This is a genomic window from Variovorax sp. FW305-3-2-15-B-LB1, assembly GCF_058787635.1.
The window spans coordinates 1-25669 of sequence record NZ_JBYSZY010000023.1; the positions used below are offsets into that span (position 1 = coordinate 1).

The 25669-nt window shown below is 69.1% G+C and carries 24 protein-coding genes and 1 tRNA gene; 6 read left to right on the forward strand and 19 right to left on the reverse strand.

Annotated features, from left to right (window positions below):
- Window positions 1–684: histidine phosphatase family protein (locus AC3WQR_RS16020; protein WP_492742733.1), on the forward strand; the 684-nt coding region annotated here is incomplete at its 5' end.
- 1 nt (window position 685) lies between these two features.
- Here AC3WQR_RS16020 and AC3WQR_RS16025 read toward each other — a convergent pair.
- The 3 genes from AC3WQR_RS16025 to AC3WQR_RS16035 all read right to left on the reverse strand — a co-directional run bounded on the left by AC3WQR_RS16025 (window position 686) and on the right by AC3WQR_RS16035 (window position 4206).
- Entirely contained in the window at window positions 686–2278 is a 1593-nt protein-coding gene (locus AC3WQR_RS16025; protein ID WP_492742734.1) for an N-acyl-D-amino-acid deacylase family protein, read from the reverse strand.
- Between the two features lie 117 nt (window positions 2279–2395).
- Window positions 2396–3757: a tetratricopeptide repeat protein gene (locus tag AC3WQR_RS16030; RefSeq protein ID WP_492742735.1), complete on the reverse strand. Its 1362-nt coding sequence runs from the start codon at window positions 3755–3757 to the stop codon at window positions 2396–2398.
- 50 nt (window positions 3758–3807) lie between these two features.
- Window positions 3808–4206 (reverse strand): tautomerase family protein, encoded by a 399-nt coding sequence (locus AC3WQR_RS16035; RefSeq protein ID WP_095949164.1) that lies wholly within the window; start codon window positions 4204–4206, stop codon window positions 3808–3810.
- Window positions 4207–4330: 124 nt separating this feature from the next.
- On the opposite strand from AC3WQR_RS16035, the gene AC3WQR_RS16040 reads away from it, so the two are divergent.
- Window positions 4331–5194 (forward strand): LysR family transcriptional regulator, encoded by an 864-nt coding sequence (locus tag AC3WQR_RS16040; RefSeq protein WP_492742736.1) that lies wholly within the window; start codon window positions 4331–4333, stop codon window positions 5192–5194.
- 21 nt (window positions 5195–5215) lie between these two features.
- Here the strand turns inward: AC3WQR_RS16040 and AC3WQR_RS16045 are convergent, their stop codons facing one another.
- From AC3WQR_RS16045 to AC3WQR_RS16070, 6 genes are all read right to left on the reverse strand, one after another.
- A complete protein-coding gene (locus AC3WQR_RS16045) occupies window positions 5216–6610 on the reverse strand; it encodes an amidase (RefSeq protein ID WP_370869615.1) in 1395 nt (464 codons plus the stop codon).
- 23 nt (window positions 6611–6633) lie between these two features.
- The gene (locus tag AC3WQR_RS16050) at window positions 6634–8121 is read right to left on the reverse strand and encodes an ABC transporter substrate-binding protein (RefSeq protein WP_492742737.1); all 1488 of its coding nucleotides are present in this window, start codon (window positions 8119–8121) and stop codon (window positions 6634–6636) included.
- 275 nt (window positions 8122–8396) lie between these two features.
- Window positions 8397–9218, reverse strand: a complete 822-nt coding sequence (locus AC3WQR_RS16055) for an ATP-binding cassette domain-containing protein (protein WP_492742738.1) — start codon at window positions 9216–9218, stop codon at window positions 8397–8399.
- A complete protein-coding gene (locus AC3WQR_RS16060; RefSeq protein WP_492742739.1) occupies window positions 9215–10204 on the reverse strand; it encodes an ABC transporter ATP-binding protein in 990 nt (329 codons plus the stop codon). Before AC3WQR_RS16060 ends, AC3WQR_RS16055 begins: the two co-directional genes overlap by 4 nt.
- An 11-nt stretch (window positions 10205–10215) precedes the next feature.
- Window positions 10216–11091 (reverse strand): ABC transporter permease, encoded by an 876-nt coding sequence (locus tag AC3WQR_RS16065; RefSeq protein ID WP_062481348.1) that lies wholly within the window; start codon window positions 11089–11091, stop codon window positions 10216–10218.
- Window positions 11088–12038, reverse strand: coding sequence for an ABC transporter permease (locus AC3WQR_RS16070; RefSeq protein ID WP_095746670.1), 951 nt, complete (start codon window positions 12036–12038; stop codon window positions 11088–11090). The genes AC3WQR_RS16065 and AC3WQR_RS16070 overlap by 4 nt, the downstream gene beginning before the upstream one ends.
- 145 nt (window positions 12039–12183) lie before the next feature.
- Here AC3WQR_RS16070 and AC3WQR_RS16075 point away from each other — a divergent pair, with 145 nt between their 5' ends.
- Window positions 12184–12486 carry a YfhL family 4Fe-4S dicluster ferredoxin gene (locus tag AC3WQR_RS16075; RefSeq protein WP_354342277.1) on the forward strand — a complete coding sequence of 101 codons (303 nt, stop codon included), beginning with the start codon at window positions 12184–12186 and terminating at the stop codon, window positions 12484–12486.
- Here the strand turns inward: AC3WQR_RS16075 and AC3WQR_RS16080 are convergent.
- The 8 genes from AC3WQR_RS16080 to AC3WQR_RS16115 all read right to left on the reverse strand — a co-directional run bounded on the left by AC3WQR_RS16080 (window position 12469) and on the right by AC3WQR_RS16115 (window position 19020).
- Complete coding sequence (locus tag AC3WQR_RS16080) at window positions 12469–12813, reverse strand: hypothetical protein (RefSeq protein ID WP_492742740.1); 345 nt, start codon at window positions 12811–12813, stop codon at window positions 12469–12471. The two genes, AC3WQR_RS16075 and AC3WQR_RS16080, sit on opposite strands and share 18 nt — an antisense overlap.
- A gap of 200 nt (window positions 12814–13013) precedes the next feature.
- The gene (gene pth / locus AC3WQR_RS16085; protein ID WP_095949172.1) at window positions 13014–13649 is read right to left on the reverse strand and encodes an aminoacyl-tRNA hydrolase; all 636 of its coding nucleotides are present in this window, start codon (window positions 13647–13649) and stop codon (window positions 13014–13016) included.
- 81 nt (window positions 13650–13730) lie between these two features.
- Window positions 13731–14387 (reverse strand): 50S ribosomal protein L25/general stress protein Ctc, encoded by a 657-nt coding sequence (locus AC3WQR_RS16090; protein ID WP_062476274.1) that lies wholly within the window; start codon window positions 14385–14387, stop codon window positions 13731–13733.
- Between the two features lie 86 nt (window positions 14388–14473).
- Window positions 14474–15448 carry a ribose-phosphate pyrophosphokinase gene (locus AC3WQR_RS16095; protein WP_062476346.1) on the reverse strand — a complete coding sequence of 325 codons (975 nt, stop codon included), beginning with the start codon at window positions 15446–15448 and terminating at the stop codon, window positions 14474–14476.
- Between the two features lie 143 nt (window positions 15449–15591).
- Window positions 15592–15668: transfer RNA gene (locus tag AC3WQR_RS16100), tRNA-Gln, on the reverse strand.
- Window positions 15669–15739: 71 nt separating this feature from the next.
- Window positions 15740–16621 (reverse strand): 4-(cytidine 5'-diphospho)-2-C-methyl-D-erythritol kinase, encoded by an 882-nt coding sequence (gene ispE, locus AC3WQR_RS16105; protein ID WP_070061996.1) that lies wholly within the window; start codon window positions 16619–16621, stop codon window positions 15740–15742.
- Window positions 16618–17145 (reverse strand): lipoprotein insertase outer membrane protein LolB, encoded by a 528-nt coding sequence (locus AC3WQR_RS16110; protein ID WP_492742741.1) that lies wholly within the window; start codon window positions 17143–17145, stop codon window positions 16618–16620. Before AC3WQR_RS16110 ends, ispE begins: the two co-directional genes overlap by 4 nt.
- An 18-nt stretch (window positions 17146–17163) precedes the next feature.
- Entirely contained in the window at window positions 17164–19020 is a 1857-nt protein-coding gene (locus AC3WQR_RS16115; protein ID WP_492742742.1) for a tetratricopeptide repeat protein, read from the reverse strand.
- A 71-nt stretch (window positions 19021–19091) separates the two neighbouring features.
- Here AC3WQR_RS16115 and mutM point away from each other — a divergent pair, with 71 nt between their 5' ends.
- The 3 genes from mutM (at window position 19092) to mutY (ending at window position 23059) form a co-directional block, all read left to right on the forward strand.
- Window positions 19092–19907 (forward strand): bifunctional DNA-formamidopyrimidine glycosylase/DNA-(apurinic or apyrimidinic site) lyase, encoded by an 816-nt coding sequence (gene mutM / locus AC3WQR_RS16120; RefSeq protein ID WP_070061998.1) that lies wholly within the window; start codon window positions 19092–19094, stop codon window positions 19905–19907.
- Between the two features lie 103 nt (window positions 19908–20010).
- The gene (locus AC3WQR_RS16125) at window positions 20011–21984 is read left to right on the forward strand and encodes a dynamin family protein (RefSeq protein ID WP_070061999.1); all 1974 of its coding nucleotides are present in this window, start codon (window positions 20011–20013) and stop codon (window positions 21982–21984) included.
- 40 nt (window positions 21985–22024) lie between these two features.
- The gene (gene mutY, locus AC3WQR_RS16130; protein WP_492742797.1) at window positions 22025–23059 is read left to right on the forward strand and encodes an A/G-specific adenine glycosylase; all 1035 of its coding nucleotides are present in this window, start codon (window positions 22025–22027) and stop codon (window positions 23057–23059) included.
- 16 nt (window positions 23060–23075) lie between these two features.
- Here the strand turns inward: mutY and rapZ are convergent, their stop codons facing one another.
- Both rapZ and recN read right to left on the reverse strand, forming a co-directional pair.
- The gene (gene rapZ, locus AC3WQR_RS16135; RefSeq protein ID WP_095949299.1) at window positions 23076–23948 is read right to left on the reverse strand and encodes an RNase adapter RapZ; all 873 of its coding nucleotides are present in this window, start codon (window positions 23946–23948) and stop codon (window positions 23076–23078) included.
- 2 nt (window positions 23949–23950) lie between these two features.
- Window positions 23951–25633, reverse strand: a complete 1683-nt coding sequence (gene recN, locus AC3WQR_RS16140) for a DNA repair protein RecN (RefSeq protein WP_492742744.1) — start codon at window positions 25631–25633, stop codon at window positions 23951–23953.
- Between the last annotated feature and the right edge of the window lie 36 nt (window positions 25634–25669).

Here is a 25669-nt window from a genome sequence, read left to right on the forward strand (position 1 = left end):
ACCCCCGACTCCGCCCCCACCGACCTCATCCTGATCCGCCACGGCGAAACCGCCTGGAACCGCGAGTTGCGTTTCCAGGGCCACGCGGACGTCCCGCTCAACGACATCGGCCACGAGCAGGCGCGCCGCCTCGGCCTGCGTCTGGCGGGCGAGACGGCACGGCACCTCATCAGCAGCGACCTCATGCGCGCCCAGCAGACCGCGGCGCCCGCGGCGCAGCAGCTGGCGCTGCCGGTCGTCACCTCGGTGGCGCTGCGCGAGCAGCACTTCGGCGTGGTCGAGGGCATGCGGGCCGACGAGATCCAGAGCCAGCATCCGCGTGCCTGGGAAGAGTGGCTGGAGTTCCGCGAAGACCATGCCATGCCGCAGGGCGAGAGCGCGCGCGAGTTCCATGCGCGCGTGATCGGCGCGCTCGGCACGGTCGCCGCTGCACATCGCGGCCAGCGCCTGATCGTCGTCACGCACGGCGGCGTGCTCGACATGGTGTGGCGCACCGCGCGCGGCCTGAGCCTCAGCGGCCCGCGCCAGAGCGAAATTCCGAACGCGGGCTTCAACCGCATCCGCATCGCCGACCCGGCCGCGCCGGACGCCATCGAGATCGTCGAGTGGGCCGACACGCGCCACCTCGCCGACCTGCCGCCGCAGCCGACCTACGACCAGCGGCGGCACCTGAAGAAGGACTGATTCAGGCCGGGCAGCTGCCCGGCCTCGGCGTGCGCAGCAGCGGCACGCCGGCGCCCACGCCCGTGGGCTGGCCGCCGTCCACCGCGAGGCGGCCGTTCACCAGCACCGTGACCACGCCTTCGGACAACAGCGTCGGCTGCGTGTAGGTGGCCTTGGCCGCAAAGCGCTTCGGATCGAACACCACCACGTCGGCGTGGTAGCCGGGGCGCAGGTGGCCGCGCTGCACGAGGCCCAGCGTGTCGGCTGTGAACGAGGTGCTGCTGCGGATGAACTGCGTCAGCGAGATCGCGCGCTCCTTCACCACGTACTGGTCGTACTTGCGCGCGAAGGTGCCGTAGGCGCGCGGATGGCCCAGCGACGAGTCGGACGAGGTCATGACCCACGGCCGCTTCATGAAGGCGCGCACGTCGTCGTCGCTCATGTTGAACGAGGCGATCATCAGGTCGCCGTCGCGCAGCACGGCGATGGCGGCGTCGACCGGGTCGGCGTTCGAGGTCTTGGCCACGTCGGCCAGTGTCTTGCCCACGTACTTCGTGCTGCCGGCCGAGAACAGGATGGCCTCGGGCCCGCCGCGCAGGCGCAGGTTCTCGCGCATGTCCTTGCGCAGGCGCTCCTGCTGCGCCGCGTCGTCGAAGCGTTGCAGCGTCGCGGCGCGGCCGCCTTCGTTGGCCCAGGGCGGCAGCAGCGCGGCCGAGAAGCGCGTGCTCGACGCGGTCCAGGGGTAGTGGTCGGCCGTGATGTCCAGGCCCGCGGCGCGCTCCTTCTCGATGCGCCGGATGATGTCGCCGCTCTGGCCCTGCACCGCCACGCCCAGCGCCTTGATGTGCGCCAAGTGCACCGGCAGCTTCGCCTCGTGGCCGATGCGGATCACCTCGTCGATCGAGCCCTTGAGGCCGACGTTGTACATGGCCTCGTCGCGGATGTGGCTGTCGTACAGGCCGCCGTGCGCGGCCGCCACCTTCGCGAGTTCGATGACCTCCTCGGTCTTCGAGAAATTCTGCGGCGGGTAGAACAGGCCCGTCGACAGCCCGAGCGCGCCGTCGCACATCGCGCGGGCCAGGTGCTGCTTCATCGTGTCCATCTGCGCGGGCGTGGGCGCGCGGTTGGCCTCGCCGAGCTGGCTGATGCGCAGCGGCCCGAAGCCCGCGTACATCGCGACGTTGGTGCCGACCGGCACGGCGCGCAGCTTCTGCGTCTGCGCGGCGATGTCGTAGCCGCCGAAGCCGTCGTTGCCGATCACGGCCGTGGTCACGCCCTGCGTGAGAAAGGGAATGTTCAGGCGCTTGCGCGCGTCGCTCGAGAGCAGGTCGGCGTCGGCGTGCGTGTGGGCGTCGATGAAGCCGGGCGCCACCACGAGGCCGGTGGCGTCGATGGTGCGGCGCGCGCTGAACTGCGCCGGCATGGCGCGGCCCGCGAACACGATGCGGTCGCCCGCAATGCCGACGTCGCCGACCACCGGCGTGTCGCTGTCGCCCGTGTAGATCGTGCCGCCGCGCAGCAGCAGGTCGAGCTCGACGGGGGCTTCAGCGGCGGTGGTGTGGAAGGGCGAGGCGAGGGCCGCGAGAACGGCCAGCGTGACGAGGGAGCGCTGCATGGGCGAACGGGAGGAGAGCGGGAGGAGCGGCCAGTTTAGGAGTCGCTCCCGCGCAGCCGTTAATTCCTTTTGCGGCACGCCCCATGACCGGAAGGCATGGGTGGCGCCGCGCGCCGCTCAGCGCGCCGCGATCTGCCCGAGTCCCAGCCGCGCGTAGACCGCGTCGGTCTGCCGCCGCAACCGCAGCGATTCGGGCTGGCCGTTGAGCTGCTGCTGCAGCAGGCCCTGCGCGCCTGCGAGCGCGGCCTCGGTGCCGGTGCGCACCAGCGCGTCGAGGTACAGCTGCTCGAACAGGTCGCGCTGCGCATGGCTGCCGCCGATCTCGATCATGCGCGGCAGCGCGACGCCCAGGCCCTCGACGGCGCCCACCACGTCGCCGCGCGCGTGGGCCACGAGGCCGCGCGCGGCCGGCACGCACACGCGCTGCCACGCGGCGCGCGTGGACGCCGGCGCCACGGGCGCGAAGGCCTCGATGTTGTGCAGCAGCACCTGCGCCTCGGGCCGGCCGGCGCGCGCCAGGCCGTAGAGGTACTGCAGGTCGAGAAAGGGCAGCACATGGTCGGCCTGGCGCTGCCGCAGGTGGTCGGCCACGTCGTCCCAGCGCGCGCCGACATCGATGCCCGCCAGCTCGAGCCGCGCGAGCAGCGACACGGCGCCGATCTGGTCTTGCGAATAGTCCTTCACCACGCCCCAGGCGTGCTCGTCGTACACCGCGAGCGCTTCGGCGTCGCGGCCCAGGTCGATGAGGAACAGCGCCACGTGCCACCAGTTGTGCGTGACCATGAAGGAGTTGAGCCCGGTCCAGGTGTCGCTCACGCCCTGCATGAACGCCAGCCCCTCGGCCAGCCGGCCTTCGGTGAGCATCACGTGCGCCAGCGCATGGTGCGCCCAGGGCTCCTTGCGGCACAGGCTGATGGCATGGCGCGCGCTGGCCTCGGCTTCGCGCAGCAGGTGGCACTGTTCGTAGCCGAAGGCCACCATGCCGTGCACGTAGGGCACCTCGGCCGCGGCCGGCAGCGCCGCGAGCGCCAGCCGCAGCATGCCGGGGCAGTCGCCGGTGTTGAAGCAGTGGTACTGGCCCAGCTTCACCGACACCAGGTCGCGCGGATGCTCGCGGGCCTGTTCGGCATGCAGCGCGATGGCGCGCCCGATGTCGCCGTCCGCCCAGGCCTGGACGGCGGCGATGTAGCGCTGCTCGCGCGGCGTGGCGCGCGCCGCACCGGCGCGGGCCTTGTCGAGGAAGGGCTGCGCGTTGGCCGCGGCCTCGCGCGATTCGGCGAACAGGTGCAGCGTCGCGCAGTAGGCCTGCACGATCGGGCTGGCATCGCGTTCGGCCAGCGCCAGCAGGTTCACGGCGCGCGCCTCGGTCGAGAGAAAGCCCATGACGAAGTCGTCGACCAAAGCGAGGCTGGCGGCGTCGTCGAGCGTGAGCGGATTGCCGAGGCTGTCGGCAGCGTGCGGGGTTCCGTGGGAGGGCATGGCGGCATGGTGCCACGCCCCCGGCGTCTTTCAAGTCCCTGTGAGACGCCCTAGACACCCGCCTGCTGGTGGCGGTACTCCTGCGTCTGGCCGCCATAGCCGTAGGCCGCGGCGCGCGCGTCGATCACGTGGACGTACGAGACTTCGTGCAGGTCGGGCCGCAGCCGGGCCATGGCCGCGTGCACCTCGCGCAGGTAGCGCGCCTTCTCGGCCTTGGTGTTGGTCTCGTCGGTCACGCTGATGTCCAGGTGGAAGGCCGACTTGCCGAGCTCGGCCAGCGACTTGCCGCCGATGAACCAGCTGTCGGCGGCGATGTACTGCACCGTGACGGCGATGACCGGCAGTGCCTTGCCCAGCACGCTCTGCGTGAGCTCGGCGACCGTGTCGACGGTCTTGCGGGTGAGGGCGGCGTCAGGCTGGCCGGAGAGGTGGACGACGATGTGGGGCATGGTGGACTCCTTTTGCGTTGAAGAACGGGTGGTCGATGGGGTGATTGTGGGATTTCGCTCGTCATCGGAAAAGCGGGAAGATATGATGGAATCCATCGGATTAGCGAATGGATAGGCAGGCACCATGCAAGGCTTCGACCTCGAACAGTTGCGCACCCTGGTGGCGGTGGCCGACGCCGGCAGCCTCACGGCCGCGGCGCCGCGCGTGTACCTGTCGCAGTCCTCGGTGAGCGAGCAGATCCGCAAGCTCGAGGAGCGCGCCGGCCAGTCGCTGCTGACGCGCAGCAAGGCCGGCGTGGCACCCACCGAGGCGGGCCTGCGGCTGCTGGGGCATGCGCGGCGCATCCTCGCGCTGAGCGACGAGGCCTTTCGCGACCTGCGCGGCGAAACCTTGCAGGGCGAGCTGCGGCTGGCCGTGACCGACTACTTCCGCCCCGGCGACCTCACCCGCCTGCTGGGCCGGCTCGGCGAGCGCTATCCGCAGGTGCGGCTGCACGTGACCATCCTGAAGAGCGACGCGCTGCGCACCGCCTATGCGCATGGCGATTTCGACGTGGGGTTGGCGATGAACATCGCGGGCGCCAATGCCGCGGCGAGCGGCAGCGGCGCCGTGCTGCGGCGCGAATCGCTGGCGTGGCTCGGAGCGACCGGCCTGCGCGTGGTGCGCGGCGAGCCAGTGCGGCTGCTGGCGCTGCCCGACACCTGTTCGCTGCACCAGTTCACCGTGTCCCTGCTGCGCCGCCGCCGCGTGCCCTACGTGCTGGCGCATGTCGCGTCGGGGGTGGCGGGCCTGCAGTCGGCCCTGGCCGCGGGCCTGGGCGTGGCCTGCCTCAACGAATCGGCGATCGGGGAGGGCGTTGCACGGCTCGCACCGCCGCATGGGCTGCCGGCGCTGCCGCGCGTGGCGTTCCAGTGGTTGCCCGCGCGGCGGGGGGAGACCGCGTTCGTGACGCGGGCGCGGGAGATGCTGTCGTTGCAGCTGGCCTGAAGGCTTTCAGGCCAGACGCATTCAGACCTGCGGCCAGGGCCGCTGCACTTCCCGGATCTGCTCGAACGCACGCGCCACGCGCAGCACGCCGAGGTCATCGAAGCGCTGTCCCGCGATCTGCAGCCCGATCGGCAGGCCGCCGGCCGAGTACCCGCAGTTCACCGACGCCGCCGGCTGCTCCGACATGTTGAACGGCACGGTGAAGCCGATGTGCTCCAGCGGCCGCAGCGGGTCGTTGGTGGGCGAGGGCGCCTCAGCCGCTGCCGGCATGTTGGGCGACACCGGCGAGATCACGTAGTCGAAGCGCGCGCAGGCGTTCACCGTCGTGACGCGCGTGGCGTGGAACTGGCTGAAGCTGCGGAACACGTGCTCGCCGCTGAACTCGGCGGCGCTCTCGGCCCATTCGCGGATGTAGGGCAGCACCTTGGCACGCTGGTCGGGGCGCAGGGCCTTCAGGTCCACGAGCGAGCGCATGCGCCACAGGTGGTCCATGCCGTCGAGCAGGGCCTGCGACATGAAGGGCTGCATGGGCTCGACCGTGGCGCCGGCCTTCTCGAACAGGCGCGCGGCCTGCTCGACCGCGGCCTGGATCTCGGGTTCGACCGCGAGGCCGCAGCCGGCGTCGAGCAGCAGCCCGATGCGCAGGCCGCGCAGGTGGTCGGGCGCGACGTCGAACGCAGCCCAGTCGATGTCCTGCGCGGGCAGGCTCATGCTGTCGCGCGCGTCGGGCCGGGCCAGCGCCTGCATCATGAGCGCGGCGTCGCCGACGGTGCGCGTCATGGGGCCGGCGGCGCGGCCCATGTAGGGTGGGTCGATCGGGATGCGCCCCAGGCTGGGCTTGAGCGTGAAGATGCCGCACCAGCTGGCGGGCAGCCGCAGCGAGCCGCCGATGTCGGTGCCCAGGTGCAGCGGACCGTAGCCCGCCGCCGCGGCGGCACCGGCGCCAGCACTGGAACCGCCCGGCGTGCGGCTCAGGTCCCAGGGGTTGCGCGCCAGCGTGTGAAAGCTCGACAGCCCCGACGACAACATGCCGTAGTCGGGCATGGTGGTCTTGCTGACGATGACGGCGCCGGCCTCCTTCAGGCGCGCGGCCGGCGGCGCGTCGGCGGCGGCGGGCATGAGGTCGACGGCGGCGGTGCCCGCGGGCAGTGGGTCGCCGCGCGTGGCGATGTTTTCCTTGATCGTGGTCGGCACGCCGTCGAGCGGGCCGCGCGCGTCGCCGCGCTGCCAGCGCTGCTCCGAGGCGCGCGCCTGCTCCAGCGCGGCCTCGGGCCGGAACAGCCACGTGGCCTGCAGCCGAGGCTCGCAGTGCTCGATGCGCGCGATGACGGCGCGCGTCACCTCGACCGGCGACAGGCGCTTCTCGCGGTAGGCCGCAGACAGCTCCTGCGCCGACAGGTCGCTCAACGAAGGCAGGGAAGGGTCAGGCACTGCGGGGCTCATCCCCACGACAGGGCCGACAGGTCGTTCACGAAGATCGGGTTCTCTTTCCAGAGGCCCTTGACGCTCTTCTTGGCCACGGTCGGGAACTGCGGCTGGTAGAGGAAGCCGTTGGCCGCGTCGGTGGCCAGCAGCTTCTGCGCCTCGCCCAGCAGCTTGTTGCGCTCGGCCGCGTTGCCGGTGGACTTGATCTTGTCGAACAGCGTGTCGAAGGCCTTCGACTGGTAGCCCCAGTAGTAGTCGGGCTTGGCGTAGTTGCCCAGGTCGAAGGGCTCGACGTGCGAAATGATCGACAGGTCGTAGTCCTTGTTGGTGTAGGTGCCGCTGAGCCACTGCGCCCACTCGACGTTCTGGATCTTCACGTTGATGCCGATCTTGGCGAGCTGCGCCACGATGACTTCGCCGCCCTGGCGCGCATACGGCGGCGGGGGCAGGGTCATGCGCAGTTCGAGCGGGGTCTTCACGCCGGCTTCGGCCAGCAGCTTCTTGGCCTTCTCGATGTCGAAGGGGTTGATGCCCGTGGTGTCGATGTAGCCCGCGGCGCCCGGCACGTAATGGCTGCCGATCGGCACGCCCAGGCCGTCGGCCGCGCCCTCGATGAAGGCCTTGCGGTCGATGGCCGCGAGGATCGCGCGGCGCACGCGCACGTCGTCGAGCGGCTTCTTCTTGTTGTTGATCGAGAGAATGGTCTTGGCGCGCGAACCGGCCAGGATGGTCTGGAACTGCGGGTTGTTGCGGAACTGCGGCACGGCGCGCGTGCCGATGCGCGTGAACACGTCCACGTCGCCCGAGAGCACGGCGGCGGCCTGCGCGGCGGTGTCCGAGATGAAGCGGAAGGTGACCTTGTTGATCTTGGCGACGGCGGGGGCGCGGAAGCCCTCCCACTTGCTCAGCGTGATCGACGAGCCCTTGGCCCAGTTGTCCAGCTTGTAGGGGCCGGTGCCGATCGGCTTGGTGGCGTTGCCCTCGGCGCTCTTGGGCTCGACGATGGCGGCCGTGGCCTGGCCCAGCACGAAGGGCAGGTCGGGGTCGATCTCCTTGTTGATGACCACCACCGTGTGCTCGTCGACCACCTGCGTGGCGAGGTTGGCGAAGGTGCGCTTGTCCTTGTTGGTGCTCTTCTCGCCGCCGGCGCGGTCGAACGCGAACTTGACGGTGGAGGCGTTGAAGGGCTCGCCGTTCTGGAACTTCACGCCCTTGCGCAGCTTGAAGGTGTAGGTCTTCAGGTCGGGCGAGATTTCCCAGCTCTCGGCCAACAGCGGCGTGACGCTGCCGTCGACGTTGATCTTGGTCAGCGTTTCCAGGATGTTGTACTGCACGACCTCGGCGATGGCGGCGGCGGCGCCGGTGGTCGGGTCCAGGCCCGGCGGCTCCAGGGCCATGCCGATCACGATGGCGTCCTTGCGGCCCTGCGCCATGCCGGCCAGCGGGGTGGCCAGGGCGACGGTGGCGCCGGCGGTGGTAAGGAGCGTGCGACGGTTCAACATACGGGGTGATCTCCGGAAAACGGTCAGTGTCGAATGACTGCTTCGGCGCGCACCGTGCCCCAGGGGGAAGCGCAGCGCCACGAAAGAAAGACACACAGCACGAAAGATGCCACGTGCAGCGGATCATTCTCTCGCAGCAGGCCCTCCGGTGCGCGCCGGCGCGGGCGGTTTTTCCTCGGGACGTTCCCGGATGGGCGAGCGATCTTGCGCGAAGCCCACCGCTTGCGCCACCAGATGCTCATGACCGATCTGTCCGAGGCCGTGCCCCCGCGACTTCAGGCCGCGCGCAGCGTGTCGCCGGGCGGCGTGTGCAGCACCGCCGACAGCAGGGTGCGGGTGTACGGATGCTGCGCGTGATGGAACAGCTCGGCCGGCGGCCCCTGCTCCACGATCTGGCCCTTGAACACCACGCACACCTCGTCGCACAGGTGGTTGACCACGGCGAGGTCGTGGCTGATGAGCAGGTAGCTGATGCCGAACTGCTGCTGCAGGTCCTGCATGAGGTTGAGCACCTGGGCCTGCACCGACACATCGAGCGCGCTCACGGGCTCGTCGGCCACGATGAGCTTGGGGCGCGTGATGAGCGCGCGCGCGATCGCGATGCGCTGGCGCTGGCCGCCGGAGAACTCGTGCGGGTACTTGTCGAGGTCGGTGGTGCGCAGGCCGACGGCCGCGAGCGCTTCGGCGGCGCGCTCGCGCTGCTCGGCACGCCGCGTTTCAGCCAGTGCTTCGAGCGGCTCGGCGACGATGCGCGCGACGGTCTGGCGCGGGTCGAGCGAGCCGTACGGGTCCTGAAAGACCATCTGGAAGTCGCGCCGCGCGGTGCGCAGCTCGGCCTTCGAGAGCGCGTGCAGGTTGCGGCCTTCGAGCGCGACGCTGCCCGAGGTCGGGGTGTCCAGCGCCATCACGAGGCGCGCGATGGTGGACTTGCCCGAGCCCGATTCGCCGACGATGCCCAGGCTCTTGCCGGCCTGCACGCTGAAGCTCACGCCATTGAGGGCCTTCACGGTGGGCGGCGGGCCGAAGAGTTTTTCGCGCGGCAGGGCGTAGTGCCGCACGAGGTCGGTCACCTGCAGCAACGGGGTCGATGGATTCATGGCGCAACAGCCTGCGCGGCTGCAATTTCTTCGAGACGCATGCAGCGCACCGCATGGTCCGGCGGCAGCACCGTGGCGGACGGCCGCGTGGTGTGACAGGCGTCGACCGTGTACGCGCAGCGGCCCGCGAACGGGCAGCCCGGCGGCAGGTCGACCAGCTCGGGCACGCTGCCGCGGATGGTGGCCAGGCGCAGGCCGCGCGGCGCGCCGATGGCGGGGCGCGCGGCGAACAGGCCTTGCGTGTAGGGGTGGGCGCGCTTGGCGAACACGGCGTCGGTGGGGCCGCTCTCGACCACGCTGCCGCCGTACATCACGAGCATCTTCGAGACCGTCTGCGAGATCACGCCGAGGTCGTGCGAGATCAGGATCAGCGCCATGCTGCGTTCGGCCACGAGGCCCTGGATGAGCTCGAGGATCTGCTTCTGGATCGTCACGTCGAGCGCGGTGGTGGGCTCGTCGGCAATCAGCAGGTCGGGGCCGCAGGCCAGCGCCATCGCGATGCCGATGCGCTGGCGCTGCCCGCCGGAGAACTGGTGCGGGTAGGCGTCGAGGCGCGAGGCGGCGTCGGGAATGCCGACGCGGTCGAGCAGCGCGAGCACTTCCTTGCGCGCTTCGGCCTTCGACAGGCCGCGGTGCAGCCGCAGCGGCTCACCGACCTGGCGCACGATGGTGTGCACCGGGTTCAGGGCCGTCATCGGCTCCTGGAAGATCATGCCGATGCGGTTGCCGCGGATCTGGCACATGTCCTTTTCGTCGCGCCCGACCAGCTCGGTGCCGTCGAAGCGGATGCTGCCCGTGACCTTGGCGGTCGCGGGCAGCAGGCCCATGAGCGACATCACGGTGATCGACTTGCCGCAGCCCGACTCGCCGACGATGCCCAGCGTTTCGCCGCGCTCCAGCGAGAAGGAAATGCCGCGCACGGCTTCGGCCGGGCCGCGTTGCGTCTGCAGGCCGATGTGGAGGTCGTTGACTTCGAGAAGCGCCATGACGTGCTTGTTTACCTCGCGCGCGCCAGGCGCGGATCGAGCAGGTCGCGCAGACCGTCGCCCATCAGGTTCAGGCCGAGCACCGCCAGAGCGATGGCCATGCCGGGGAACACCGCGAGCAGCGGCTGCTGGAACATGAGGGTCTGGGCTTCGCTGAGCATGCGACCCCACGAGGGCTGCGGCGGTTGCGTGCCGAGGCCGAGGTACGACAGCGCAGCCTCGGCCAGGATGGCGATGGCGAAGCGGATGGTGATCTGCACGATCAGCACGGCCGAGATGTTGGGCAGCACGTGCTGCATCGTGATCGCGAACGATCCTTTGCCGCAGGCGCGTGCTGCGGCCACGTACTCGCGCGACCAGATCGCGTTGGCCGAAGCGCGCGTGATGCGTGCGAAGGTCGGAATGTTGTAGATGCCGATCGCGATGATGGCGTTGACGATGCCGGCGCCGAACACGGCGGTCATCATGATGGCCGACAGGATCGCGGGGAAGGCCAGTGTGAAGTCCGACAGGCGCATCACCGCCTCTTCGACCCAGCCGCGCCTCGCAGCAGCGAGCAGGCCCAGCGCCGTGCCGACCACGAGGCCGATGCCGACGGCAATCACGCCCACGAGGATGGACGCACGCGCACCCACGAGCAGCAGCGAAGCCACGTCGCGCCCGAACGCATCGGTGCCGAGCCAGTGCGTGGCCGAAGGGCCCTGCATCTTGTTCGCCATGTCCATCGCGTAGGGCGACCACGGCGTCCAGACCAGGGAGAGCACGGCAGCGATCAGCAGCAGCAGGCTCAGCACGCCGCCGATCGCGAAGCTGCGGTGGTGCAGGGCGCGGCGCCAGAAGCCCGGCACCTTGAGCGCGACGGCGCTGGGAACGGTGGTCGTGCTCATACGTCGCTCGCCTTGATGCGCGGGTCGATCACGGCGTAGAGCACGTCGACCACGAAGTTCACGATGACGACCATGGCTGCGAGCAGCATCACGCAGTTGCGCACCACGATCAGGTCGCGGTTGCTGATGGCCTGGAAGATCAGCCGGCCCAGCCCGGGCAGGTAGAACACGTTCTCCACCACGATGGTGCCGGCCAGCAGCTCGGAGAACTGCATGCCCATGACGGTGATCACGGGGATCATCGCGTTGCGCAGCACGTGGGTCCACAGCACCATGCGCTGCGACACGCCCTTGGCGCGCGCGGTGCGCACGAAGTCTTCGCGCATCACCTCGAGCACCGCCGAGCGCGTGATGCGAGCGAGGATCGCGGCCTGCACCACCGCGAGCGACAGCGCGGGCAGCAGCAGGGACTTGAGCCCCGCGAAGATGCCTTCACCCCAGCCCTCGAAGCCGCCCGCGGAGAACCACTGCAGTTGCACCGAGAACACCAGGATCAGCAGGATCGCGAACCAGAAGTTGGGAATGGCGATGCCGACCTGGGCCATGCCCATGAGGCCGACGTCGCCGAGCTTGTTGTGGCGTGCGGCAGCCGTCACACCCACGAGCAGGGCGATGACGACGGTCAGGGCCATGGCCATCACGGCCAGCGGCACGGTGAGGGCCAGGCGCTCCAGGATCAGGTCGATGACGGGCGAGCTGTAGGCGTAGCTGTCGCCGAGGTTGCCGGTGAGCAGGCCGCCGATCCAGTGCCAGTAGCGGGTCCAGGCGGGCTGGTCCAGGCCGAGCTTGGTGGCCAGGGCGGCGACGGCGTCGGGCGAGGCGTCGGGGCCCATGAGCATCTGCGCGGCGTTGCCGGGCAGGATCTCGAGGACGAGGAAAACGATGACCGAGGCGCCGATCAGGGTGCCGATCAGCGTGGCGATGCGCTTGAATAGAAACAGACTCATGGGGCGGGCCGCAGCATAACTGACTGGTGCAACAACCGTGCCTCGACTGTGACCTTTGTCGCTCCTCGCCGGACCGCCCTGACGCTGGCGGGGGCTCCGCAGGGTCTGCTGGGAGGCCTTCGCCCGGTCCGCCGATAATCGGGGGATGGCCCTCATGATCACCGACGAATGCATCAACTGCGATGTCTGCGAGCCCGAGTGCCCGAACGATGCGATCTACATGGGCGCCGAGTTCTACGAGATCGATCCGCACAAGTGCACCGAGTGCGTCGGCCACTTCGACGAGCCGCAGTGCGTGCAGATCTGCCCGGTGGCCTGCATCCCGGTGAACCCCGACCATGTGGAGACCCGCGAGACGCTGATGCAGAAGTACGTGCGCCTCACGGCGGACAAGGCGGCAGCGCCAGCTTCGGATGCCGCCTCGCCGTCGTCAGCCGGCGCCCTCTGAGCCGGGTTTCTTCTTCTTTTTCTTCTTGCCTGTGTCCTTCGGCGCCTCGTCGCCAGTCGAAGGACTGTTGAAGCGCGCACTCGTCGGGCGGGGCTCGGCCGTGTGCTTGCGCTGACGGGCCTGGGCGGCCTGTTCGGCGGGCGTGAGCGGTTGCGCGCCCGAGGCGAAGCGCCCCGCATCGAAGGTCGTGGGACTGCGCCGGCCGAGCGCCTCCCGCTCCTGCGACTCCCGGTTGCGTGCCAGCCGACCTGCGCTGTGTTCGTTGCGGCGCGTGGCATCTTCCGACGCCCTGCGGTCCGCATCGCTGCGCCGGTCGTCCACCTTCACGGTCCGCCCGCCTTCGCACGGCTGGTCAGAGTAGGTGTTGCCGCATCGCCAAGTCTGGGCTGAGGCGCCCATGCAGGCGGCAGACAGTGCTATTGAAAATATAGCAATTGCCGCTGTGCCTGCTGTCTTCTGGTTCTTCGTCGTCGTTCTTCTTTTTCTCATTTTTTGCTTGCTCTCCCTCCCTGCACTCCCGTGGCCGGCTAGGTGGCGGCAGGCGTCGTGCCTCCGTCGCCGGGCTCCCGCCTCGGCGGCTTGGGCCGCGGCGGTTTGCTCGTGTGAATCATCAGCGTGGCTTTTTCCATCTCGCCGGCCACCAGCGCGGGGGCGGCATGCAAGGTGCGCACGATGGCGTCTTCGATCGCTTCGCGCTGCTCCTTGAGCGGCTTCTTGAGCACCCAGTTGACCACCTCCGACTTCACGCCGGGATGGCCGATGCCCAGGCGCAGCCGCCAGTAGTCGCCGGTGCCGAGCTGGGCATGGATGTCGCGCAGGCCGTTGTGGCCCGCATGGCTGCCGCCGAACTTGAGCTTGGCCTGGCCGGGCACCACGTCGAGCTCGTCGTGCACCACGAGGATTTCGTCGGGCGCGATCTTGAAGAAGCGCGCCAGTGCGGCCACCGACTTGCCTGACAGGTTCATGAAGGTCTGCGGCTCCAGCAGCCAGATGCTCTGGCCGCCGATGTTCGCGCGCGCCGCGAGGCCGTGGTAGCCGCGCTCGGGCACGAGGTTGAGCTTCCAGTCGCGCGCGAGGGCGTCGATCCACCAGAAGCCCGCGTTGTGGCGCGTGGCTTCGTACTCAGGGCCCGGGTTTCCGAGGCCGACAAACAGCTTGATCATGGCGGGAATTATCTCGCCGCCCCCCAAAGCAAAAGGCCCGCACGAGGCGGGCCTTCTGTTCGCGGACGGAAAGAAAGAGGATTACTTCTTCTTGGCCGTCTTGGCGGCGGGCTTGCCAGCGGCAGCAGCAGCGCCTTCGGCAGCAGCGCCTTCGGCGGCAGGTGCCGGCTCTTCCGAGACCAGCGGCGGCACGGCCGACACGATGACGGGGTTGGTCTTGCCGTGGCTCACGAACTTCACGCCCTTGGGCAGCTTGATGTCGTTGACGTGCAGCGTGGCGTTCTTCTTCAGGCCCGAGAGGTCGATCTCGATGAATTCAGGCAGATCGCTGGGCAGGCAGTTGATTTCCAGCTCGGTCATCACGTGGTTCACGAGGTTGTGATCCAGCTTGACGGCGTCGGACTCTTCTTCACCCTTGAAGTGAAGCGGCACCTTCATGTTCATGCGGGTCTTGGCATCGACGCGTTGGAAGTCGATGTGTTGCACCAGCTGGCGGAACGGGTGGTATTGCACGTCGCGCAGCAGCACCTTGGTGACGGCGCCGGCGAGGTCCATTTCGAGGATCGACGAGTGGAAGGCTTCCTTCTTCAGGGCGTGCCACAGCGCGTTGTGATCGATTTCGATCAGTTGCGGCTGGGTGTCACCACCGTAGACGATGCCCGGGGTCTTGCCCGTGATGCGGAGACGGCGGCTCGCACCCGTGCCCTGCTTTGCGCGCTCATAAGCGACGAATTTCATAACTAGCTCCTGTGAGAGTCCACCGCGACCAGTGCGACTCCGGTTCAAAAAGGCCTCCGAAGGAGGCCTGCTTTTTCGCTCTCAGCTCAGAACAGGTTGTCCTGGTCCGAGAACAAACTCATCACCGACTCGCCCTTGGCAATGCGCTGGATCGTTTCGGCGATCAGCGGTGCCACGGAGAGCTGGCGGATCTTTCCGCACGCGACGGCCGCGTCGGAAAGAGGGATGGTGTTGGTGACGACCACTTCGTCCAGGGCCGTGCCCTTGGAGAGGCGCTCGATGGCCGGGCCCGAGAAGATCGGGTGCGTGCAGTAGGCGTACACGCTCTTGGCGCCGCGTTCCTTCAGCACTTCGGCTGCCTTGACCAGCGTGCCGGCGGTGTCGATCATGTCGTCCATGATCACGCAGTTGCGGCCGTCGATTTCGCCGATCACGTTCATGACTTCGCTGACGTTGGCCTTCGGGCGGCGCTTGTCGATGATGGCGAGGTCGCAGTTCAGTTGCTTGGCCAGCGCACGGGCGCGCACCACGCCGCCGACGTCGGGCGAGACCACGATCAGGTCTTCGTAGTTCTTCTGGCGCAGGTCGCCCAGCAGCACGGGCGAGGCGTAGATGTTGTCGACCGGAATGTCGAAGAAGCCCTGGATCTGGTCGGCGTGCAGGTCCATGGTGAGCACGCGCTCGACGCCCACGGTTTCCAGCAGGTTGGCGACCACCTTGGCCGAGATCGGCACGCGGCTCGAGCGCGGGCGGCGGTCCTGGCGGGCGTAGCCGAAGTAGGGAATCACGGCGCTGATCCGCTCGGCCGAGGCGCGCTTGAGCGCGTCGACCATGATCAGCAGTTCCATCAGGTTTTCGTTGGTCGGCGCGCAGGTCGACTGCACCACGAACACGTCACGGGCACGGACGTTCTGGTTGATCTCGACGGTGACTTCGCCGTCGGAGAAGCGACCGACGCGTGCCGCGCCCAGCGAGGTGCCGAGGTTGTGCGCGATTTCTGCAGCAAGGCCGGGATTGGCGTTGCCGGTGAAAACCAAGAAGTCAGGGTGATTGGCCTGCATGAGCGCGTCCGGGCAGTGCAAATGGGCTTGCGGGAAAGCCGCCAAAGGTTTCGAGTCGTGGCGGCCTGTGTGGGCCGCCGATTATTGCAGCCGGTGGACTGCAAAAGAAGCACTGCGGCCATCAGGCCGCAGTTTGAGAGATTTGGCAGGGGAGAAAGGATTCGAACCTTTGCATGCTGGAATCAAAATCCAGTGCCTTAACCAGCTTGGCGACTCCCCTACACAGGTTGATGGTTTGCACCACCCACCGATATATGTCGCATCGAACCGCAGAGCGTTCCGATTATCTCTTCAGGCTGCCCATCCCCAGAGTGGATGAACTGCCAGATTGTCGCATTGTCGAACCTGCCATCCCCGGGGGGCTTCAAGCAGTTCCGCTTCCTGCGGCAATTGCGGCATCTTCGCGAACACCGAACTTCCGGAGCCGGTCATCCGGGCCTTCAATCCTTGCAGTCCGAGCCATTCGATGGCGTCGGTGACTGCGGGGCAAAGCCGTTGGGCAACCGGCTGCAGGTCGTTGTGACCGAAGTCGTAAACCCCGTTGCCGAGGTTTGTGGCTTCTAGCTGTTCGCTATCTGCAGCAAAGCCTGAGATTATAGCAACAGGAGTTGCCCGTTCCAAATCATCCGCAGAAAAAATTAATCGGGTATCGAGTCCCTCGGGTGGCTTGGCCACCACGAAGCGTGCGGGCGGCAGGTTGACCGGGGTGATTTCCTCGCCGATGCCCTCGACCCAGGCGTTGCGCCCACCGAGGAAGAAAGGCACATCCGCCCCCAGCTTCAGCCCGATCTGCGCCAGGCGCGACAGCGGCAGGTTCAGGTTCCAGAGGCGGTTGAGTGCGAGCAGGCAGGTGGCCGCATCCGACGACCCTCCGCCCATGCCCGCCTGCGCCGGCACGTGCTTGGCGATGCCGATGTGCGCGCCCTGGCCGGGCGCGGCATGCGCCTGCAGCGCACGGGCGGCGCGCAGCACGAGGTCGTCGGCCGGCAGCGGCGTGGTGAGGTCTTCGCGGCTGAGCTGGCCGTCGTTGCGCAGCTCGACGTGCAGCGTGTCGCACCAGTCGATCAGCATGAAGACCGACTGCAGCAGGTGGTAGCCGTCGTCGCGCCGCCCGGTGATGTGCAGGAACAGGTTCAGCTTGGCCGGCGCGGGAAGGTCGTAGATCGCCTTCATGAGCGTTCGAACACGATGCGCAGGTCCGCCCGAGGCGCCGGAGATTCGCGCGTGGCCTGCAGGCGGCCGTTCGACAGCTGGCCAAGGTCGGCGCGCCAGCCGGGCACGGGGTCGGCGCGGCCATCGAGCCAGCCGAACAGGGCGCCCACCGGAATGGCGGCACCGGTGGCGGCTTCGATCAGTGCGTCGACGGAGTCGTAGCGGCGGGTCTCGCTGCCGTTCTTCAGCAGGGCTTCACCCGGCGCCCAGTGCAACTGGGCCAGCGTGCTGCCGATGGGCGTGGTCAGCGTCAGGTCGCCGGTTTCGGCTGAGCCGCGCAGCTCGAACAGGGCGGCAAAGGTCTGGACCGGTTCGCTGTCGATGCGCAGCGACATGCGCCCGCTCCAGCTCGCCGATCGCCCGGGCGCGGCAGCCGGGCCGCCCGAGAGCTGGGCGCAGCCCGTGAGCCACAGCAGCAGTGCACCGCCGCCCGCGCCAAGCGCCGCGCGGCGGGTGAGGGACTCATCGCCCCGCGCGGGAGCCATGTGCGTGATCGATGCCATTCAGGGTTTGACGCGCAGGCGCTTGAGGGTTTCCTGCAGCGTCTCGTTTTCGGCGTCCGTCAGCAGCGATTCTTTCCAGATCGCGACCGCGCGGTCCTTCTGGCCGACCGACCACAGGACTTCGCCGAAATGCGCGCCGATCTCGGGGTCGGGCCGCGTCTTGTAGGCTGCCTCGAGGATGCGGATCGCCTCCGCCGTGTTGCCGAGCCGGAACTCGACCCAGCCCAGGCTGTCGGCGATGAACGGGTCTTCGGGCGCGAGCTGCACCGCCTTCTGGATGAGCGTGCGCGCCTCGTCGAGCCGGATCTTGCGATCGGCAAAGGAGTAGCCCAGCGCGTTGTATGCGTTCTGGCTCTCGGGCTTGAGCGTCATCAGGCGGCGCAGCAGCCGTTCCATGTCGTCCAGGCGGTTGAGCTTCTCGGCCATCATGGCCTGGTCGTAGACGAGGTCGCCGTCGTCCGGCGCGGCGGCCGAGGCCTGGGCCAGCAGGTCGTAGGCGGCCTGGTATTGCTTGGCTTCGCGCAGCAGCTGGGTTTCGGCCAGCAGTTTCTGCTTGCGCTCCTCCGCCGTGCGCTCGGGCAGCGCGCGCAGCAGCTCGCGGGCCTGGGGCAGCTTGCCCTGCTTGGCGAGCAGGCTGGCGCGGCGGCCCTGGATGGCGCTCTGGTTGTCAGTGCTGTCGATGCGCGTGACCCAGCGGTCGGCCGCCTGGAAATCCTTGCGCCGCTCGGCCAGTTGCGACAGCACGAGATACGCCTGCGTCAGCCCGCGCTTGCGGTCCGCGACGTCACCGGCGTCCTGGCTCTGGCCCGGCGCCGTCATCAGGTCGACGTAGCGCTTGAGCGAGGTTTCGGCCGCGGCTTCCTGGCGGGCCTGCATCTGCAGGCTGCCGAGCAGCAGCCAGGGCTCCGCCAGCTCGGGGCGTGCGGCGGTCAGGGTCTGCAGCTGCGTGCTGGCGTCGCCGAAGCGGCGGTTCTCGACCAGCGTGCGCGCATAGGCGATGCGCAGGTCGGGCGAGGCCTTGGGGTTGTTCGCGAGGTAGCGCGTGACGATCGGTTCGGCCAGCGGCTGGCCCGGATCGATGAGTTCCAGCGCCAGCGCCGAGGGCGCCTCGGACGACGGGTCGATGGCTTGCCCCTTGCGCGCGGCGTCCAGCGCCCCCGAGGGGTCGCCGGCGTTCAGGCGCAGCCGGCCCACGGTGGCCCAGGCCAGTCCGCCGGTGGTCGGGCTCTTGAGCTCGTCGACCAGCGCCTGCTCGACCACCGAGGCGGCGAGCTTCTTGTCGGCGGCGCGGCCGTAGGTGCGCGCGATCACCGCCATCAGCAGGGGCCGTTCGATCTGCGAGGTGGCGGCCACTTCGGCGCGCAGCGGTTCGACGGTTTCGCTGATGCGGTTCAGTGCGATCAGGATCTGCAGCTCGATGCGCCGGGCATCGCGCGAATTGGGCAGTGCTTCCTGCCAGGCGCGTGCCGCGGAAATGGCGGCGTCGCCGGAGCGCGACTGCAGCGCAATTTCGACCGCGCGCTGGAACAGCTTGCCATCGCGCAGGCGCCGGGCGGCGTCGAGCACCAGCGAATAGCCGGAGCCGGGGTCGCCGGAGCGGGCGGTGATCTCGCCCATGAGGATTTCGTAGAACAGGTCGGCCGTCAGCGCCGACGGCTGCGCGGCTTCGGCGGCCGGCTTGGCGGCGGCAGGGGTCGTCCGGGGGCGCACCGGCGGCTTCGGCGGTGCCGTGCGTTCGATGACGGGAGGCGGGTTGCCGGCGGCGGTGGGTTCAAGAGACTGTGCGTGCGTTGTGTAGGCAAGCAGCACGAGAGACGCGGCCGCCGCAAGGCGGTGACGGCGGGGCGATGGGTTCATCTGACCATAATAATCCAGCCATTTGAACGAGTGCCGCATGGGGCTTCGTCGCTGCCGGAGTTTTACTTTTCATGCCTGAACTACCCGAAGTCGAAGTCACCCGGCGCGGCTTTGCCGACCGCATCGCCGGCGCGCGCATCGAGTCCGTGCGCATCGGCAAGCCGCTGCGCTGGGCGCTGATGGTGGTGCCGCAGGCGCTGGTCGGGCGCCGCGTGCGTGAGGTGCGCCGTCGCGGCAAGTACCTGCTCATCGACCTGGACCGCGGGTTGCTGCTGCTGCACCTGGGCATGTCGGGCAGCCTGCGTTTCGACATCCACCTGCCGGAGCCCGGCGTGCACGACCACTTCGATCTCGTCACCGAGCTTGGCACGCTGCGGCTGAACGACCCGCGCCGCTTCGGCGCGGTGGTCTACGTGGACGATGAAGAGGCGCCCTGGGCCCTCAAGCTGCTCGGCGGGCTGGGCATGGAGCCGCTGGGCGATGCCTTCGACCTCGACGCCTTCCATGCCGGGCTGAAGAAACGCCGCACGGCCATCAAGCAGGTGCTGCTCGCGGGCGACGTGGTGGTGGGCGTGGGCAACATCTACGCGTCGGAGGCGCTGTTCATCGCCGGTATCCGCCCGACCCTGTCGGCGGCGCGCATCAGCCGGCCGCGCGCCGCGAAGCTGCATGCGGCGGTGCGCGACATCCTGGCACGGGCGGTGGAGAAGGGCGGCAGCACCCTGCGCGACTTCTCGAACGTGGATGGGCAAAGCGGCTACTTCCAGCTAGAAGCGACCGTCTACGGCCGCGCGGGCGAGCCGTGCCGAGTGTGCGGCACGCCGATCCGGCAGCTGAAACAGGGGCAGCGCTCTACTTATTACTGTCCCCATTGCCAGAAATCCTAGGGACGGTGGGCCCCGTGGCGGCTGCTTCGGGGCAAACTCCTGCAGGTACCCCGTTCGCCATGTGGCGATGTTATATTTGTAAATTCTTACTTACATCTTCCCCTTGAGCCGCTCTTTCAACCAACAGCTCGATCAGCACGGCGCCTGGCGGAGCAACTTCGCCCGCCGCCTTCAGTGGCTGTCCCGTTGGCTGACCGACAACGAGCTGCTCGATCAGGCCGTGGCCGAACGGTTGCGCGCCCTCGAAGACCAGATCCGCACCAGCAAGGTCATGGTGGCCTTCGTGGCCGAGTTCTCGCGCGGCAAGTCGGAGCTGATCAACGCGATCTTCTTTGCCGGCTACGGGCGGCGGATCATGCCGGCCAGCGCCGGGCGCACCACGATGTGCCCGACCGAGCTGGGCTACGACGCCGCCCTGGCGCCCAAGCTGCGCCTGCTGCCTATCGAAACCCGCCTGGAACCGCATTCGCTTGCCCACTGGCGCGAACGGCCCACGCGCTGGACCGAATTGCCTATCGAGGTGGGCGATGCCGAGCAGCTGGCCCGGGCCATGGGCAAGGTGGCCGAAGTCCGCTGGGTGAGCAAGGACGAAGCCCGCGCGCTCGGCTTCTGGAACCCCGAGACGCCCGATGACAACCCGGTGCAGGACGCCGAAGGCCGCGTCGAGATTCCACGCTGGCGCCATGCGGTGCTCAACATGCCACACCCGCTGCTTGAGCAGGGCCTCGTGATTCTCGACACGCCCGGCCTGAACGCGATCGGCGCCGAGCCCGAACTCACCGTGAGCCTGATCCCGCAGGCGCATGCCGTGGTCTTCATCCTGGGCGCTGAAACCGGCGTGACCCGCTCCGACCTGTCGATCTGGCGCGAGCACCTGATCACCGGCGACGACAGCCACGACACGCGCTTCGTGGTGCTCAACAAGATCGACACGCTGTGGGACACGCTGAGCACCCCGGCGCAGATCGCGCAGCAGATCGAGCGCCAGCGCGAAGGCGCGGCCCGGCTGCTCGAGGTGCCGCTGGCGCAGGTGCTGCCGGTGTCGGCGCAGAAGGGGTTGCAGGCCAAGATCGGTCACGACGCGGCCCTGCTCGACGCCAGCCGGCTGCCGGCGCTCGAGGCGCTGCTCGGCGAAGGCGTGCTCGGCAAGCGCGAAACCATGCTGCGGCTCGCCGTCGATGCCGGCATGACCGCGCTGCGCACCGAGGCCGAGCGCCTGCTGAAGGTGCGCCAGCGCGACCTGTCGGAGCAGGCGCTCGAGCTGCAGGGCCTGCGCGGCAAGAACGTGTCGGTGATCCGCCACATGCGCGCGCGCATCGACCAGGAACACGCTGAATTCGAAGGCAGCAACACCCGCATCCTGGCGCTGCGCTCGGTGCAGGGCAAGCTGCTGCGCGAGGTGTACGCGGTGCTCGGGCGCACGGCGCTCAAGGCCGACATGGTCAAGCTGGCCGCGGCGCTCAAGCGTCCCGGCGTCAAGTTCAACGTGCGCAAGGTGTACGGCGAAACCTTCGATGCGCTGCGCAACAACCTGCGCGAAGTGCAGGCGACCACGGCCGAGATCCAGTCGATGCTGCACGCCACTTTCCGCCAGCTCAACGCCGAGCAGGGCTTCACGCTACAGGCGCCGGCCGAACCCGACCTGAGCGGCTTCGAGCAGGAGCTGGGCCAGATCGAGCGCAGCCACATCCACTACCTGGGCGTAGGCAACCTGATCAAGCTCGCGCAGGCCGACTTCTGCGACAAGCTGGTGCGCGCGCTGGCCAGCCGGCTGCGGCTCGTCAACGAAGCCGCCATGACCGAGGTCGAGCGCTGGAGCAAGGGCGCGAGCGCGCAGATCGATGCGCAGCTCAAGGAACGCCGCCGCAATTTCAGCAAGCGCATCGAGGCGATCGAACGCATCCAGAATGCCGCGGGCAGCCTCGACGACCGGTTGGCCGAGATCGCCGCGCAAGAGAGCCACCTGGCTGCGCTGCAGGAGCGGCTGCACGAGTTCACCTCGCTGATCGCGCAGCACGGCAGCCAGCCGCCTGCCGCGGCCGCCGCCATCGCGGGCGAGCAACTGCGTGCGGCCTGAGCGAACCGCCGCGCGGGCGGCCGTCTCCCCACTTCCGCCGCTGCCCCCCGAATTCGCAGCACAGATCGTGCGCTGGCAGCGCAGCCATGGGCGCAGCGAGCTGCCGTGGCAGAACACGCGCGACCCCTACCGTGTCTGGCTCTCCGAGGTGATGCTCCAGCAGACCCAGGTCACGACCGTGCTGGGCTACTTCGCGCGCTTTCTCGAACGCTTCCCCGACGTGGCGGCGCTGGCCGCCGGCACCGAGGACGAGGTGTTCGGCCTGTGGAGCGGCCTTGGCTACTACAGCCGCGCGCGCAACATGCACCGCTGCGCGCAGGAGGTGGTCGCGCGCTTCGGCGGCGCCTTTCCGCACACCGCCGCCGAACTCGTGACCCTGCCCGGCATCGGTCGTTCGACGGCGGCCGCCATTGCGGCCTTCTGTTTCGGCGAGCGCGTGGCGATCCTCGACGGCAACGTGAAGCGCGTGCTGACGCGCGTGCTCGGCTTCGACGGCGACATGTCGTCGGCGGCGCAGGAGCGTGCGCTGTGGGACCTCGCCACGCTGCTGTTGCCGCCGGACGGCCAGCGCGAGGCGGTGGCGCACTACACGCAGGGCCTGATGGACCTGGGCGCCACGGTCTGCCTGCCGCGCAAGCCCAGCTGCATGATCTGCCCGGTGAACGCGAGCTGCGTGGGCCTGCGCCAGGGCGCGCCCGAGCGCTACCCGGTGAAGACGCGCAAGCTCAAGCGCAGCGCCCAGTCGCTGTGGGTGCTGCTGGCGCGCGACGCGCACGGGCGCGTGTGGCTGGAGAAGCGGCCGGCCAAGGGCATCTGGGCGGGGCTGCATTGCCTGCCGGTGTTCGACAGCCACGATGACCTGCTCGCGGCCCTGCCGTCGGGCGCGGCGCATGACACGCAGGACCTGCCACCCTTCGTGCACGTGCTGACCCACAAGGACCTGCACCTGCACCCCGTGCTGCTCCAGGGCGTCCAGCCGCAAGGCGAGGGCGCGCGCTGGGTCGAGGCACAGGAGTGGAGCCGGCTGGGCCTGCCTGCCCCGATGCGCAAACTGCTGGAAACCGCCGAGGCCTGAGCGGCCTTCGTCGTCGTCAGGCGTCGAGTTCGCGGTGGCGCTTGAGCGCGCCCCAGCGGGCGCCGAAGGCGCGTGCCAACTGCTCGACCAGGAACACCGACCGGTGCTGCCCGCCCGTGCAGCCGATGGCCACCGTCACGTAGCTGCGGTGGTCGCGCGCCAGTGCATCGAGCCAGTGCGTCAGGAACTGTTCGATGTCGTCGAACATGCGCGCCACCTCGTCGTGCTCGCGCAGCCATTGGATTACTGGCTCGTCGCGGCCCGTCAGCGCGCGCAGCGCCGGCACGTAGTGCGGGTTGGGCAGCATGCGCACGTCGAACACGTAGTCGGCATCGAGCGGCACGCCGCGCTTGAAGGCGAACGATTCGAACACCAGCGTCAGCGCGTTCTGCGGCGCCGAGATCAGCCCCTTGATGTAGCTCTGCAGCTGCGCGGGGCGGATGAGGCTGGTGTCGATCACGTCGGCGCCGTCGCGCAGGTCGGCCAGCAATTCGCGTTCGAGTTCGATGGCCTGCACCAGCACGCGGTGCTGCTCGGGCACGTCGGTGCGGCTTTCCTGGCGCGAGAGCGGGTGGCGCCGGCGGGTTTCGGAATAGCGGCGCAGCAGCGCATCGGTGGTCGCGTCGAGGAACAGCGAGCGCAGCGAGACGCCGTCGGCGCGCAGCGCCTCGAGCTGCTGCGGCACGATCGGCAGCGACACGCCGCTGCGCACGTCCATCGCGATCGCCACGCGCGTGGCCTGCTGTTCGTGCTGCAGCGCGATGAAGGCGGTGAGCAGCTCAGGCGGCAGGTTGTCGACGCAGTAGTAGCCGGCGTCTTCCAGCGCGTGCAGCGCCACCGACTTGCCGGAGCCCGACATGCCGGTGATGAGGACGAGGTCGAGATTCATGTTCATGGGGCGGTCGCCGGCGTCTTGTGGCCCAGCATTTCGCGCGCGTGGGCCAGCGAGGTGGCCGACACCTTTTCACCGCCCAGCATGCGGGCGATTTCGCGCGCGCGGTCGTCGGCGGCGAGGCGCGACACGCCGCTTTCGGTGCGCGGGCCGTCCGTGCCGGCCGCTGTCGTCTGGCGCTTGGCGACCACGAGGTGGTGGTCGGCGCAGGCCGCCACTTGGGGAAGATGGGTCACGGCGAGCACCTGACGGTCGCGGCCGAGCTGCTTCATGAGGCGGCCCACGGTCTCGGCGACGGCGCCGCCGACGCCTGCATCGACCTCGTCGAAGATCAGCGTCTGCGCGGCGCCCAGTTCGCTGGTCGTCACGGCGATGGCCAGTGCGATGCGCGAGAGTTCGCCGCCCGAGGCCACCTTGCCGATGGCGCGCGGCGTGCTGCCGGCGTGGCCGGCCACCAGGAACGAGATTTCTTCGAGGCCGGCGCGGCCGGGCTGTGCCAGCGGCTGCAGTTCGACGTCGAAACGCCCGCCTTGCATGCCCAGGCCCTGCATCGCCTGCGTGACGGCCTGGGCCAGGCGCGGTGCCGCCTGCTTGCGGATCTTGCCGAGCGCCTTGGCTTCCTTCATGTAGGCCTGCTGGGTGTTCTGCTCGGCGCGCTCCAGACCTTCGAGGTCGCTTTGCGCGTCGAGCGCCTGCAGCTCGGCCTGCCAGCCGGCCAGCAGCGCGGGCAGCTCGGCCGGCGTGCGCTTGTAGCGGCGCGCGAGCGACATCCACAGGCCCATGCGCTCGTCGAGTTCGGCGAGGGTCTTGGGATCGGTGTCGGTGTCGCGCAGGTAGCCGTGCAGCGAGTGGGCCGCGTCCGAGGCCTGCGCCACGCAGGAGGCCAGCACCTCGCCCAGCGTGCGGAACTCGGGCTCGATGTGCTCGCAGTTCTGCAGCAGCGTCGCGGCACGCGAGAGGGCGGCGAGGGCGCCGTTGTCGTCGTCTTCGAGCGCCTGGCTCGCGCCCTGGGCGGCGTCGATGAGGGCCTGCGCGTTCGAGATGCGCGAATGGTGGGCCGAGAGTTCGTCCCACTCGTCGGCGCCCGGCGCGAGCTTGGCGACTTCGGAAATCTGCCATTGCAGCCGCTCGCGCTCGCGTTGCAGCGAGTCTTGCGCCGAGCGTGCGTGGTCGAGCGCCGAGAGCGCCTGGCGCCAACTCTGCCAGGCGGCGTCGAGCGCGTCGGTGCGCGCGCCGGCGTAGGCGTCGAGCAGGCCGCGCACGGCCTCGGGGCGGGTCAGGCTCTGCCAGGCGTGCTGGCCGTGGATGTCGAGCAGGCGGTCGCCGAGTTCGCGCAACTGCGTGGCGGTGGCGGGGCTGCCGTTGATCCAGCCGCGGCTGCGTCCCTGCAGGTCGACCGTGCGGCGCAGCAGCAGGCCGTCGCCCGCCTCGAAGCCGCCTTCGTCGAGCCAGCCGGCCAGGGCCGGGTCGGCGTCGAACTCGGCGCTCACGTCGAGCCGCTCGGCGCCTTCGCGCACGGCACCGGCGTCGGCGCGGTTGCCCAGTGCCAGCTGCAGCGCGTCGATCAGGATGGACTTGCCGGCGCCGGTTTCCCCGGTCAGCACCGTGAAGCCGGCGGACAGGTCGAGTTCAAGGGACCGCACGATCACGAAGTCGCGCAGTGCGATGCGTCGCAAAGCCATCTCAGTTCGTCCTCAAGCTGGGGGCGTGGTCCTTCA